Annotated in this window: 13 protein-coding genes and 1 rRNA gene; 4 read left to right on the top strand and 10 right to left on the bottom strand. The window is 43.9% G+C overall.

The genetic code is table 11. The annotated features are described in order from the left end of the window. Window positions 1-55: 55 nt before the first annotated feature. Window positions 56-1,605 (bottom strand): 16S ribosomal RNA (locus MKY50_RS04745). A 293-nt stretch (window positions 1,606-1,898) separates the two neighbouring features. Beyond that, the gene (locus MKY50_RS04740) at window positions 1,899-2,783 is read right to left on the bottom strand and encodes a nucleotidyltransferase-like protein (protein WP_076458535.1); all 885 of its coding nucleotides are present in this window, start codon (window positions 2,781-2,783) and stop codon (window positions 1,899-1,901) included. 207 nt (window positions 2,784-2,990) lie between these two features. Here MKY50_RS04740 and MKY50_RS04735 point away from each other — a divergent pair, with 207 nt between their 5' ends. Further along, on the top strand, window positions 2,991-3,344 hold the full coding sequence (locus MKY50_RS04735) for a YgzB family protein (protein ID WP_014113119.1): 354 nt from the start codon (window positions 2,991-2,993) through the stop codon (window positions 3,342-3,344). A 34-nt stretch (window positions 3,345-3,378) separates the two neighbouring features. Here MKY50_RS04735 and perR read toward each other — a convergent pair whose 3' ends face one another. Together perR and bcp are read right to left on the bottom strand one after the other, a co-directional pair. Then, window positions 3,379-3,816 carry a peroxide-responsive transcriptional repressor PerR gene (gene perR / locus MKY50_RS04730; protein ID WP_003223285.1) on the bottom strand — a complete coding sequence of 146 codons (438 nt, stop codon included), beginning with the start codon at window positions 3,814-3,816 and terminating at the stop codon, window positions 3,379-3,381. 122 nt (window positions 3,817-3,938) lie between these two features. Continuing rightward, window positions 3,939-4,412: a thioredoxin-dependent thiol peroxidase gene (gene bcp, locus MKY50_RS04725; RefSeq protein ID WP_003233532.1), complete on the bottom strand. Its 474-nt coding sequence runs from the start codon at window positions 4,410-4,412 to the stop codon at window positions 3,939-3,941. 152 nt (window positions 4,413-4,564) lie between these two features. Here bcp and MKY50_RS04720 point away from each other — a divergent pair, with 152 nt between their 5' ends. Both MKY50_RS04720 and MKY50_RS04715 read left to right on the top strand, forming a co-directional pair. Further along, window positions 4,565-5,854 (top strand): glutamate-1-semialdehyde 2,1-aminomutase, encoded by a 1,290-nt coding sequence (locus MKY50_RS04720; RefSeq protein WP_015715541.1) that lies wholly within the window; start codon window positions 4,565-4,567, stop codon window positions 5,852-5,854. A 219-nt stretch (window positions 5,855-6,073) separates the two neighbouring features. Next, a complete protein-coding gene (locus MKY50_RS04715; RefSeq protein ID WP_341116237.1) occupies window positions 6,074-7,135 on the top strand; it encodes an aromatic acid exporter family protein in 1,062 nt (353 codons plus the stop codon). Window positions 7,136-7,211: 76 nt separating this feature from the next. Here MKY50_RS04715 and MKY50_RS04710 read toward each other — a convergent pair whose 3' ends face one another. The 5 genes from MKY50_RS04710 to fabL all read right to left on the bottom strand — a co-directional run bounded on the left by MKY50_RS04710 (window position 7,212) and on the right by fabL (window position 11,223). Then, a complete protein-coding gene (locus tag MKY50_RS04710; RefSeq protein ID WP_341116236.1) occupies window positions 7,212-8,954 on the bottom strand; it encodes an ABC transporter ATP-binding protein in 1,743 nt (580 codons plus the stop codon). An 86-nt stretch (window positions 8,955-9,040) separates the two neighbouring features. Beyond that, window positions 9,041-9,571, bottom strand: a complete 531-nt coding sequence (gene ntdP / locus MKY50_RS04705) for a nucleoside tri-diphosphate phosphatase (RefSeq protein WP_003223272.1) — start codon at window positions 9,569-9,571, stop codon at window positions 9,041-9,043. Window positions 9,572-9,714: 143 nt separating this feature from the next. Next, window positions 9,715-9,975 (bottom strand): YgaB family protein, encoded by a 261-nt coding sequence (locus tag MKY50_RS04700; protein ID WP_003242708.1) that lies wholly within the window; start codon window positions 9,973-9,975, stop codon window positions 9,715-9,717. A 172-nt stretch (window positions 9,976-10,147) separates the two neighbouring features. Next, window positions 10,148-10,402, bottom strand: a complete 255-nt coding sequence (gene sspE / locus MKY50_RS04695; RefSeq protein ID WP_014476214.1) for a gamma type acid-soluble spore protein SspE — start codon at window positions 10,400-10,402, stop codon at window positions 10,148-10,150. Between the two features lie 68 nt (window positions 10,403-10,470). Next, complete coding sequence (gene fabL / locus MKY50_RS04690) at window positions 10,471-11,223, bottom strand: enoyl-[acyl-carrier-protein] reductase FabL (RefSeq protein WP_003223262.1); 753 nt, start codon at window positions 11,221-11,223, stop codon at window positions 10,471-10,473. 81 nt (window positions 11,224-11,304) lie between these two features. On the opposite strand from fabL, the gene MKY50_RS04685 reads away from it, so the two are divergent. After that, entirely contained in the window at window positions 11,305-11,529 is a 225-nt protein-coding gene (locus MKY50_RS04685) for a hypothetical protein (protein WP_003233542.1), read from the top strand. Between the two features lie 7 nt (window positions 11,530-11,536). On the opposite strand, the gene mutY is transcribed toward MKY50_RS04685, so the two are convergent. Continuing rightward, the gene (gene mutY, locus MKY50_RS04680) at window positions 11,537-12,646 is read right to left on the bottom strand and encodes an A/G-specific adenine glycosylase (RefSeq protein ID WP_015252513.1); all 1,110 of its coding nucleotides are present in this window, start codon (window positions 12,644-12,646) and stop codon (window positions 11,537-11,539) included. Window positions 12,647-12,744 lie beyond the last annotated feature (98 nt).

Raw genomic sequence — 12,744 nt, 5'->3', positions numbered from 1 at the left:
AGGGAACGTTCTGTTTATAAGACCCAAGGTCTTATATTCCGTATAATATCCTTAGAAAGGAGGTGATCCAGCCGCACCTTCCGATACGGCTACCTTGTTACGACTTCACCCCAATCATCTGTCCCACCTTCGGCGGCTGGCTCCTAAAAGGTTACCTCACCGACTTCGGGTGTTACAAACTCTCGTGGTGTGACGGGCGGTGTGTACAAGGCCCGGGAACGTATTCACCGCGGCATGCTGATCCGCGATTACTAGCGATTCCAGCTTCACGCAGTCGAGTTGCAGACTGCGATCCGAACTGAGAACAGATTTGTGGGATTGGCTTAACCTCGCGGTTTCGCTGCCCTTTGTTCTGTCCATTGTAGCACGTGTGTAGCCCAGGTCATAAGGGGCATGATGATTTGACGTCATCCCCACCTTCCTCCGGTTTGTCACCGGCAGTCACCTTAGAGTGCCCAACTGAATGCTGGCAACTAAGATCAAGGGTTGCGCTCGTTGCGGGACTTAACCCAACATCTCACGACACGAGCTGACGACAACCATGCACCACCTGTCACTCTGCCCCCGAAGGGGACGTCCTATCTCTAGGATTGTCAGAGGATGTCAAGACCTGGTAAGGTTCTTCGCGTTGCTTCGAATTAAACCACATGCTCCACCGCTTGTGCGGGCCCCCGTCAATTCCTTTGAGTTTCAGTCTTGCGACCGTACTCCCCAGGCGGAGTGCTTAATGCGTTAGCTGCAGCACTAAGGGGCGGAAACCCCCTAACACTTAGCACTCATCGTTTACGGCGTGGACTACCAGGGTATCTAATCCTGTTCGCTCCCCACGCTTTCGCTCCTCAGCGTCAGTTACAGACCAGAGAGTCGCCTTCGCCACTGGTGTTCCTCCACATCTCTACGCATTTCACCGCTACACGTGGAATTCCACTCTCCTCTTCTGCACTCAAGTTCCCCAGTTTCCAATGACCCTCCCCGGTTGAGCCGGGGGCTTTCACATCAGACTTAAGAAACCGCCTGCGAGCCCTTTACGCCCAATAATTCCGGACAACGCTTGCCACCTACGTATTACCGCGGCTGCTGGCACGTAGTTAGCCGTGGCTTTCTGGTTAGGTACCGTCAAGGTACCGCCCTATTCGAACGGTACTTGTTCTTCCCTAACAACAGAGCTTTACGATCCGAAAACCTTCATCACTCACGCGGCGTTGCTCCGTCAGACTTTCGTCCATTGCGGAAGATTCCCTACTGCTGCCTCCCGTAGGAGTCTGGGCCGTGTCTCAGTCCCAGTGTGGCCGATCACCCTCTCAGGTCGGCTACGCATCGTTGCCTTGGTGAGCCATTACCTCACCAACTAGCTAATGCGCCGCGGGTCCATCTGTAAGTGGTAGCCGAAGCCACCTTTTATGTTTGAACCATGCGGTTCAAACAACCATCCGGTATTAGCCCCGGTTTCCCGGAGTTATCCCAGTCTTACAGGCAGGTTACCCACGTGTTACTCACCCGTCCGCCGCTAACATCAGGGAGCAAGCTCCCATCTGTCCGCTCGACTTGCATGTATTAGGCACGCCGCCAGCGTTCGTCCTGAGCCAGGATCAAACTCTCCGATAAATGGATCACAGGTTAAGTTCACCGCATCCTGCGGCGACACCTGTGTGACCTGCGTCGTGCAGGCCCTAGTTTGACTGACTACGCACATCGCTGTGCGATTTTTTAAAAATTGAATTAACAGGTACGTTTTGTCTTGTTTAGTTTTCAAAGATCATTTTCACTTCTTATTGAAGCGACTTTATCAATATAACATTTTGACTTTCTTTTGTCAAATGTTTTTTTGATTTATTTCCCCGCCGCTGTGAGCTTGTTTTCTCAGAAGCGCATCAGCGACGTTTAATAATATAACACGGTCAAGAATCAGAGTCAACATCTTTTTTAAAAGAATATCCTCGGTGATAGACAGCCTGTCCTTTCGTTTCTATTTGACAGACGTTGATAAGTCCCTTTTCTGTCAAGTAATCAAGCATAACCCCAAGATCTTGGGTGAAGTGTTTTAGGTCATGATGTTGAAGAAGCTCACCGAATTGCCAAATGTCTTTTTCTTTCATTACTTCGAAAAGATGCGCCGAACCGATCTCGGCTTTGGAATGGATGAGAAAATCATTTGCTAAGAATAATAATTCAAGTCTTTTTTCCAGGCTCTCATGACTTTCAATCAGCTCGGAATATAATTTGTACACTTGCGGCTCCATCTGGCGCACTTGGCTCCACACCGTGGTTTCAGGATGGAATCCTCTGTCGATTACTTCAATACGTGCTAAATGATGCAGCGCATGAACAACGGCGTTGTAGGCATCTAAAAATTGCTTGGCTTCAAAAAAAGCTTTTCCTTCAACATACCTTCTGATTAATTTGCCGTATTCGAGTCCGATCTTCAGTTTACGTTCGGCAAACGGAAATGTATTCAGCCTGTCAATCAGCTCAGCAATGTATTCATTACGGTCAAACAAAACTCTGCCATTTACAATCCAATCTATGATTCTTCTATTTGTTCCGAGCAAAATCCATTCTTGAATCTGAGAATCTGTTACCACATGCAAAGAAGCTGTTTGATGATCAAATTCATAATGCTTTATAAAAACTGGCTCATCAGCATCCTTTACAATCACCAGCAAAGCTGCATCAAAGTTATCTGTTAAGGAAGATGTTTTGTTTCTTCTCTCAATCATAATGACAGCCAATGTATTGGGGTGACTTGCTCTTTCTTGGTAAATTGGACGGAGAAGATTTTCCATCACTATTCCTCCAATGCAATTGTTCAAATTTTTTTATTCTCTATTTGATTCAATTCTATGGTTAAAACGAAATTCCTTTTTTCTAAACACATTGAACTATTATAAACAATTTCACAGTAACTCTCCATATATAAATTCCAGTTCAACCGAAAACATGAAGAAAATCCCATCGGGTTTGTGCTATAGTTAAATCAGAGGGGGATGGACATGGCGAAATACTCCAGCAAAATTAATAAAATCAGAACATTTGCGTTAAGTTTGGTTTTCGTTGGGTTTATCATTATGTACATCGGGATCTTTTTTAAAGAGTCAGTTTTGCTATCTAGTTTGTTTATGATACTTGGACTTTTATCCATTGGTCTCAGCACGGTTGTTTACTTTTGGATCGGAATGCTTTCGACCAAAGCGGTTCGCGTCATTTGTCCGGGCTGTGAAAAAGAGACAAAGGTTTTAGGAAGAGTCGATATGTGCATGCATTGCCGAGAGCCGCTGACTTTAGATAAGGGATTAGAAGGAAAAGAATTTGATGAGTCTTATAATAAAAAGAAAATGTCGAAATAAAATAAGCTGACCGTTTCGTGCGGTCAGCTTATTTTTAATGATTTTCTTTTTTCGAACACTCTTGGCAGACGCCGTAAATTTCTAAACGGTGGTGGCTTACCTTGAAGCCCGTGACGTGGGCAGCGAGCTGCTCCACTTCATCAAGGCCCGGGTAGTGGAAGTCCACAATTTTACCGCAGTTTTCGCAAATCGCGTGATAGTGATCAGATGTCACAAAATCGAATCTGCTGGAAGCATCACCGTATGTGAGCTCTTTTACCAAACCTGATTCTCGGAACACACGCAAATTGTTATATACCGTCGCTACGCTCATGTTAGGAAATTTCCCTTCCAGAGCTTTATATATATCGTCCGCTGTTGGATGAGCCATAGAGTTAACGAGATATTCCAGAATCGCATGACGTTGAGGAGTAATGCGAACTCCGGTTTCCTTCAACGTTTCTAAGGCTTCTTTTAGTTCATGTGCAGCCATCCGTCATGCACCTCTCTTCTAAAAAAAATTCTTACATTGTAATGTTTATAATTAGTGTAACTCTTTCTACGATAATTTGTCAATTGATATCAGGGTAAAAGTAAGCATAGGCTCATAGAGATTTACTTTTCCGACATATCTTTGAGGGTTTGAAGCGCTTCGGCTACATGGTCCTTTACTTTTACTTTTCTCCATTCTTTAATGAGCCGGCCTTCTTTATCAATTAAAAAAGTGGAACGCTCGATTCCCATATACTCTTTTCCGAAGTTTTTCTTCAGCTTCCACACATCAAATGCTTCCGCCAGCTTATGCTCGTCATCAACAAGAAGCAGAAATGGAAGGTTATGCTTCTCTTTAAATTTTCCGTGTTTTTCCTGGCTGTCCGGGCTGACGCCGATAATGACGGCATCCAGTTCGGCGAAGCTTTCGTGACTGTCCCGAAAATCGCATGCTTCAGTTGTACATCCCGGTGTCATGTCTTTTGGATAAAAATAAAGCACGATGTACTTTCCTTTATAATCCGATAATTTTACTGTTTCCCCATGATCGCCTTTTAACTCAAGATCAGGCGCTTTTTGTCCGATTTCTATAGTCATTACGTTACCTCCGGATGTTTTTTTATTAAGCGTATCCAATTCTTGTCCAGATTACAACCATCTCAGCTGAATCTGAAGCCCGAAGCCATTGTTCTTGTTCGGAAGCATGCTACAATAGAAAGGACGCATGGAGATATAGGAGGTTTTTATTCTTGCATACAAAATCAATTGAACTTCACAATGAGGCATTACAGCACATTGTCGGCGGTGTAAACAGCCCGTCTAGATCATATAAAGCAGTCGGCGGCGGTTCTCCTGTTGCAATGGAGAAAGCAAGCGGCGCTTATTTTTGGGATGTGGACGGCAACAAATACATCGATTATTTAGCGGCGTACGGTCCGATTATTACAGGACATGCCCACCCGCATATTACAGAAGCGATTAAAAAAGCGGCAGAGAACGGTGTATTGTATGGAACACCAACGAAACACGAGGTTACATTTGCAAAAATGCTCAAAGAAGCCATTCCCGCTATGGACAAAGTAAGATTCGTCAATTCGGGTACAGAAGCCGTTATGACGACCATCCGCGTGGCTCGCGCATATACAGGCCGGACAAAAATCATTAAATTTGCGGGCTGCTATCACGGGCATTCGGACCTTGTGCTTGTCGCCGCAGGCTCCGGCCCGTCTACTCTCGGCACACCAGACTCAGCCGGTGTACCGAAAAGCATTGCAAACGAAGTGATCACAGTACCATTTAATGATATCGATAGCTATAAAGCGGCTCTTGATAAATGGGGCAGTGAAATCGCGGCGGTTCTCGTTGAACCGATTGTCGGCAACTTCGGTATCGTCGAGCCGAAAGAGGGCTTCTTAGAAAAAGTAAATGAATTGACACATAATGCAGGCGCTCTCGTTATTTACGATGAAGTCATTACGGCTTTCCGCTTTATGTATGGCGGCGCGCAGGATCTCTTACAGGTGAAACCAGATTTAACAGCACTCGGGAAAATTATCGGCGGCGGACTTCCGATTGGCGCCTATGGCGGCAAACAAGAAATCATGGAGCAGGTAGCTCCGCTAGGGCCTGCTTATCAGGCAGGAACAATGGCAGGGAACCCCGCTTCCATCCTATCAGGCATCGCTTGTCTGGAAGTGCTCAAAGAAAAAGGCGTGTATGAAAAGCTTGATCACCTTGGCGCTATGCTTGAGGAAGGTATTTTGAAGCACGCAGAAACACACGGCATCACCATTACGGTCAACCGGTTAAAAGGTGCGCTCACGGTATACTTCTCTGATGAGAAAGTGGAAAATTACGAGCAGGCTGAACGGAGTGACGGAGAAACATTCGCTACGTTTTTCAAGCTGATGCTGGAACGCGGAATTAATTTAGCACCTTCTAAATATGAAGCTTGGTTTATTACCACAGCACATACAGAGCAGGATATTAAAGACACGCTTGCAGCGGTCGAGGATGCTTTTAAACATCTTAAAAACTAGAATCAGATACCTTGAACAGGAGCTTTGGGCTCCTGTTTTTTTATGGATTCAAACAGTGTGTAAGATTTTGGTCTTTTTCTAGAAAAATAGCTTGAATATTTGTATCGATCCCTGTATATTACTTAATTGTTTAGCAAATAAACTAACCGGGAATTTTAAGGATTAGCCCCTTTGCTATGTCACACAATTTACTATAGAAAGGAATGCACGCACAAACCAATGAAACTTGGTGCCCGCATTTTCAAAACCGGGATTGCGATTACACTTGCTCTTTATTTGGCTTCGTGGATCGGGCTTCCCGCGCCGATTTTCGCTGGGATTGCAGCGATATTTGCGATCCAGCCGTCGATTTACCGCTCTTTTCTCATTATTATTGATCAGGTTCAGGCAAATATTATCGGAGCTGTGATTGCCACAGTGTTCGGCCTTATTTTTGGACCCAGCCCGATTATGATCGGGTTAACAGCAGTTATTGTTATTACAATCATGCTGAAACTTAAAATTGAACATACAATTTCGATTGCTCTTGTAACAGTTATTGCGATATTAGAATCCGCCGGTGACGACTTTTTAATGTTCGCGCTGATCAGAACAAGCACAGTCATCTTAGGGGTGCTTTCTTCCTTTATCGTCAACCTTGTGTTTTTGCCTCCTAAGTACGAAACAAAGCTGATTCATAATACCGTCGAAAACACCGAAGAAATTATGAAGTGGATCAGATTGTCCATGCGGCAGTCGACAGAGCATTCGATTTTGAAAGAGGATATTGAAAAACTGAAAGAAAAAATGATCAAGCTTGATCAGACATATCTTCTATATAAAGAAGAAAGAAGTTACTTTAAGAAAACGACTTATGTGAAATCAAGAAAGCTTGTCCTGTTCAGACAGGCCATTATTACTGCAAATCGGGCGCTTGATACATTGAAGAAGCTGCATCGTCTGGAAAACGAGATCTATCATATGCCGGAAGAGTTTCAGGAAACATTGACTGAAGAACTTGATTACCTGCTTTACTGGCACGAACGGATTTTGATGAGGTTTGTCGGAAAAATCAAGCCGCATGATGACGCAGATGAAGAAGGCATTCGATATAAGCAGCTTTTAACAAAGTCATTTTTAAAAAATCAGCAGAATACGGATGATGAGCTTATTGATTACAACATGCTCAATATTATGGCAAGCGCCGTTGAATATCGCGAGCAGCTTGAACATTTGGAAACACTTATCACAAGCTTTCAAACGTATCATCCGAAAGACTGCGAAATAGAAACAGAAGAGTAACCCGGTTAAACAGCCGGGTTTTTTTATATACAAAAAAATCTTATATCCTTCGTTAAAAGGATATAAGATTGATGTTTTAGTTCAAATTTTGAATGGTAAATAAGTGCTTGTACTGGCTCTCATAGTCCATGAGTTCATTATGGGTTCCGATTTCAATGATTGTGCCGTTTTCCATGACAACAATCTTATCCGCATGGGTGATTGTCGATAAACGGTGGGCGACAACAAAAGTTGTTCTATCCTTCGCCAGTTTGTCCATCGCTTCTTGAATGTAATGCTCACTTTCCAAATCCAGAGCTGATGTAGCTTCATCTAAAATGAGGAGCGGCGGATTTTTCAGGAATACCCGCGCAATTGAGATCCGCTGCTTTTGTCCGCCTGAAAGCTTAACGCCACGTTCTCCCACCCGGGTCTCATATCCTTCTGGAAAACTCATGATAAATTCATGGGCATTTGCAGCTTTGGCGGCTTCGATTATCTCTTCAAGTGTGGCATCAGGCTTGCCGATCGCGATATTTTCCCGAATCGTTTCACTAAATAAAAAGGTATCCTGAAGCACCATACCAACCTGGTTGCGAAGGCTTCTTGCTTCATAATCGCGAATATCCGTCCCATCAATCAGCAGTCTGCCGCTTGTTACATCATAAAATCTTGGGATCAGGCTGACGAGCGTTGATTTTCCTCCTCCGCTCATGCCGACGAGAGCTACAGTTTCTCCTCTATTTACTTTTAAGGATACATCATGAAGAATATTTTCTTTGTCCTTCTCATATTGAAACGAAACGTTTTGAAACTCCACTCCTCCGCGAATCTGATCGGCCTTTATCGCATTTGGTTTGTCAGTGAGTTCATAGGGCTCGTCAATAAATTCAAACACCCTGTCCATTGATGCGATTGACTGTGTCAATGTTGTAGAGGAATTGATCAGCCTTCTAACAGGGTTGTACATTCTGTCAATATATCCGACAAACGCGACCATTGTTCCGACTGTCAGCGGTCCATTAATGACAAAATACCCGGCGCACGCTATGACGATGAGCGGCGCCAAATCTGTAATGGTATTAACGACCGCAAAGGTTTTGGCGTTCCAATTCGTGTGGCGGATGGCTTTATCTAAGAAATGCCCGTTTTTCTCATTAAATTGAGCCTGTTCATGATCTTCTATCGCAAAGCTTCTGATGACAGGCATGCCTTGAATGCGTTCGTGCAAATGCCCCTGCACTTGAGCAAGAGCCTGTGAGCGCTCCCTTGTCAGCTTTCGTAAACGGCCGTAAAAATACTTCACTGATATTCCGTATAATGGGAATAATACGATAGAGATCAGCGTTAATTTAACGTCCAGTGTGAGCATGATCGAGATTACAATCAAAATCGTCAGCATATCGAGCCATATATTCATCAGCCCTGTGATAACGAAATCCTTTGTTTGTTCTACATCATTAATCACTCGGGAAATGACTTCTCCTGTTCTTGTATTCGCGTAAAAACGCAGGCTCAGTTTTTGTATATGGTCAAACAGCTTAGCTCTTATGTCATAAAGCACCTTGCTGGCAGTCCACTGGGCAAAATATTGCCGGTAATATTCAACAGGCGGGCGCAAAATTAAAAATAAGGCGAACATGATCGCCATAATCGTGAACAATGACGTTGTTTTGTCACTAGCCGTGCCGCCTCCTTGAATAATGTCGTCAACTACGTACTTCAGAAGCAATGGGAGAGCAAGCGGAATGGAGAATTTTACGATCCCGATTAACACTGTAACGAAAATTTGCTTCTTATAAGGTTTGACGAATTGCATGTAGCGTTTCATAACCCCCACGTTGATTCCCCCTCTCTCTTTATCATGATGTGTGTGAGCCCATGTGAAAAACCTGTTGTACCCCGCAACAGGTTTTTACGTAACCATTATTTTGTGTAGCGCAAATACCGTTCATACCACATATCGACAAACTCGGGCGCAAACGGTCCCTGACGCTGGTGAATCCAATGGAGCAGCGTATTTAAGTAGTCTCTTAAAATACTGTCGATTTCTTTTGGATAATTCATGGCTTTCCGATGATCATCATATTCGTCTTCATCGAGAATATTGTAGGTCATGTCAGGAAAAACCTTAACATCTAAGTCATAATCAATATATTTAATTGCTTCGCCATCATAGGCAAACGGAGAACTGATGTTGCAATAATAATGAACCCCGTCTTCCCTCAGCATCCCGATGACATTAAACCATTGTCTTGCGTGAAAATAACAGATTGCGGGCTCTCTGGTTATCCATGTCCGGCCGTCTGATTCGGTTACCATCGTCCGGTCATTGGCTCCGATGACACACATTTCTGTACTTTTTAAGATTGTTGTCTCATTCCAAATTCTATGAATCAGCCCGTTGTGCTTATAGCTGTGAATTTGAATGGTTTCTCCTTCCTTGGGATAGCCCATATTTCTCCCCTACTTTCTATAAAGCCCTACAGTTAGTATGTCCAAATTTGCTTACCGACAACGTCTTTTACCTATTATAACGTTACAAATTGAAAAATGAAAATAAAAGAGCCATTCCGGCCGGGGAATGGCACATTCCTGCACTACACAAAGGAAGACGGCTTTTCTGAGCTGCGATATGAACGAATGACCTGCTCTGTCTGCTTTTGAAACATATCCTGTATATCGGCAAGGTGTTTCCGTTTTACCGCAATTTCAGCCTGAATCCCACGCAGCCTTGCATCCCTTTCCAAATGCCGGAGTTCCGCCTCAATTTGTTTGCAGCGGTCGAGCTCTGATTGGAGATCGAGAAGCTTATCCATCGTTTTCATCTGTTCACTTACCAGCTTTTCAAATTCCGTCATCGGTTCCTCCTTCAGCCTGATGAAAGTATAAACATTTCCTCCTTTAATCATTTCGATCTCCATAAAGCAAACCCTTTGACTCATTCTGTAGACCTTCCACAAGTTTTGTCGTTTTTCAAACAGAAAAAAGCACTTCCACCCGAAGATGAAGTGCTTTTTTCTGTTTCAGTGATTAGCTGTTTTGTTGTTTGTTTTGTTCAGCAGATTGGTTTTGCTGTCTTACCTGCTGTACGTCAGTTTCACTAGCGAATTCAGTGCCGAATTGACCTTGTTGGCCAGCTGATTGCTGGTTTTGTTTTCTGACTTGCTGAGCGTTTGTTTCGCTAGCAAATTCAGTGCCGAATTGACCTTGACCAGCAGCTGATTGTTGGTTTTGTTTTCTAACTTGTTGAGCGTTTGTTTTGCTGAAGTTATTTGAGTTAGCCATTGTTATCACCTCCACGGTCATTAGAATGTGCAGGTGATCGTATAGCTATTCCTCTTTTTTAAAAATTTTTAAACCAGCAGTGAACGTCCGCCGTCAACGATAATTGTCTGTCCGCGGATCATGTCAGCCTTGGAAGACACTAGAAACTCAACAGTATCAACCATGTCTTTAATTTCGACCATGCGTCCCGCCGGCGTGTTTTGGCGCGCATCCTCAAGCAGATCTTCTCTATTCGGGAAGTGTTTCAGCGCATCTGTGTCGATCGCTCCGCCTGAAACAGCATTGACGATAATTTGTTTTGGTGAAAGCTCAACGGCAAGATAACGGGTTAAAGCCTCTAACGCTGCTTTTGATACACCGACCGTGGTGTAGTTTTCAAGATAGCGGATAGAGCCTAATGAACTAATGCTGACAATATGCCCGCCACCGTTCTTCTCCATTAGCTTGGCAGCTTCCTGAGCGCAGAAAAGCAATGCTTTCGCATTAATGTTCATCGTCCAGTCCCAGTGTGTTTCTTCTAATTCCATGACAGGTCTTAGTACTCCAGATGCGGCATTATTGACAAAAACATCAAGTCTGCCGAACGTTTCATCAATTTGCTGAAACATTTCTTTGATTTTTGCAGGCTGTCCTACGTTTGCTTTTACGACAAGCACTTTAACGCCAAGCTTTTCGATTTCTTCCGCTGTTTCTAATGCTGCTTTTTTGCTGCGTGCATAGTTAATGACGATGTTATAGCCGTTCTCAGCAAGTCTGATCGCGGCCGCTTTTCCGACACCGCGGCTGCTACCTGTTACGAGTGCACATTTATTTTGTTCCATTTTTCCTCATCTCCTTGTAGCGTATAGTTCTTTTATTTCCACAAACAATAATGGCAAGAACTTTAAAGGGGGTCTTCTGTTATGTATGTCGGACGTGATATGAGCGAATTGAACATGGTTTCCAAAAAAGATTGGAAGAACAGTGAACTCGCTTATTTTCATCATGCCTTTCAGCAAATTATGCCTTATTTGAACGAAGAAGGCCAATCAAAATACCGGGAATTAACGCAAGAAATTGAAGCGCGCGGCGGAATGAAGCGCAATGAAGCGGACTACAGCCACGGCACGCGCGTATCTTACGATTAAGAATGGTTTACGGAGCAGCCGAGATGGCGGCTGCTTCTACTGCCATCTTCCAGATTTTTTGATGTGACACCGGGAACGCAAATTGTTCGAGCTCTTCTTTCGTTACTTTTTTCAGCTCGCTGGTATCCGACACTTGTTTTACTTTACCGAAAAACACTGAAATATTCCATACCAGGTGGGTGAAAACATGCTCGACTACACCTTGCAGATCACTGATATCAGCTTGTATGCCATATTCGTTTTCTAAGAAAGCAATGAGCTGTTCACGCTCAGTTTTGATCCCTTTTTGTGTTTCAAGATTAGGGAATTCCCACAGGTTGGCGAGCAAACCTTTAGACGGCCGTTTGTGGATATACACTTGTCCGTCTTCATCAGTCAGTACGATCGCAGCCATGGTTTTGATCCCGGGCTTTTTCTTTTTGCTTTTTACCGGAAGCTCCCGTTCAGTGCCTTCTTCAAATGCTGAGCAATGCTGCTGAACCGGGCATAGCAGGCATGAGGGTGATTTTGGCGTACAGATCAAGGCTCCAAGCTCCATCAAGCCCTGATTAAATTCAGATGGTTTTTCTTTGGAAATAAAAGCTCGTATGGCGTCTTCAAAGATCGTTCTTGTTTTTGGTTTGGCAATATCATCCCAAATAGAAAGAATTCTGGACATGACACGCATCACATTTCCGTCAACCGCGGGAATGGGTTTATTGTAGGCAATGCTGAGCACCGCTCCCTTTGTATAAGGGCCGACGCCTTTTAACCCGCCAAAATCTTTCTCGTCTGGAGGGACAATGCCGCCGTATTCCTGTTTCACTTCTTTTACCGCGCTTTGCAGGTTTCTGACTCGCGAATAATAGCCGAGCCCTTCCCATGCTTTCAGCACCTTTTCTTCATCAGCATCAGCGAGCGCTTCCACTGTCGGGAATTGTTCTACAAACCGGAGAAAGTAAGGAATCACTGTCTCTACTCTCGTTTGCTGCAGCATCACTTCAGATACCCACACCTTATATGGATCTTGGTCCTCTCTCCACGGCAAAACGCGCTGCTCTCGTTCAAACCATGAGATTAAATCATCGCGAAATTGCTGTATGTCTTTTTGTTTTAATTTGTCTTCAAGTACGTTCATATGTGTTTCTCCCCAGTCTTTCGCGCCCCGCTTTTCTTTAGACTGTTTTTTGTTGTACACTAAGGGCACAGTACGATAATATGTTACATTAAATAGTA

This window comes from Bacillus sp. FSL R7-0685 (assembly GCF_038002425.1).
Taxonomy (GTDB): Bacteria; Bacillota; Bacilli; order Bacillales; family Bacillaceae; genus Bacillus; species Bacillus subtilis.
This window is presented reverse-complemented; position numbering and strand designations above follow the sequence as displayed.

Coding starts and splice junctions, on each gene's coding strand:
- MKY50_RS04685 (WP_003233542.1), top strand. CDS start 11,305: ATGTATGTCGGACGTGATATGAGCGAATTGAACATGGTTTCCAAAAAA.
- mutY (WP_015252513.1), bottom strand. CDS start 12,646: ATGAACGTACTTGAAGACAAATTAAAACAAAAAGACATACAGCAATTT.
- MKY50_RS04715 (WP_341116237.1), top strand. CDS start 6,074: ATGAAACTTGGTGCCCGCATTTTCAAAACCGGGATTGCGATTACACTT.
- sspE (WP_014476214.1), bottom strand. CDS start 10,402: ATGGCTAACTCAAATAACTTCAGCAAAACAAACGCTCAACAAGTTAGA.
- fabL (WP_003223262.1), bottom strand. CDS start 11,223: ATGGAACAAAATAAATGTGCACTCGTAACAGGTAGCAGCCGCGGTGTC.
- perR (WP_003223285.1), bottom strand. CDS start 3,816: ATGGCTGCACATGAACTAAAAGAAGCCTTAGAAACGTTGAAGGAAACC.
- MKY50_RS04700 (WP_003242708.1), bottom strand. CDS start 9,975: ATGACGGAATTTGAAAAGCTGGTAAGTGAACAGATGAAAACGATGGAT.
- MKY50_RS04740 (WP_076458535.1), bottom strand. CDS start 2,783: ATGGAAAATCTTCTCCGTCCAATTTACCAAGAAAGAGCAAGTCACCCC.
- ntdP (WP_003223272.1), bottom strand. CDS start 9,571: ATGGGCTATCCCAAGGAAGGAGAAACCATTCAAATTCACAGCTATAAG.
- MKY50_RS04735 (WP_014113119.1), top strand. CDS start 2,991: ATGGCGAAATACTCCAGCAAAATTAATAAAATCAGAACATTTGCGTTA.
- bcp (WP_003233532.1), bottom strand. CDS start 4,412: ATGACTATAGAAATCGGACAAAAAGCGCCTGATCTTGAGTTAAAAGGC.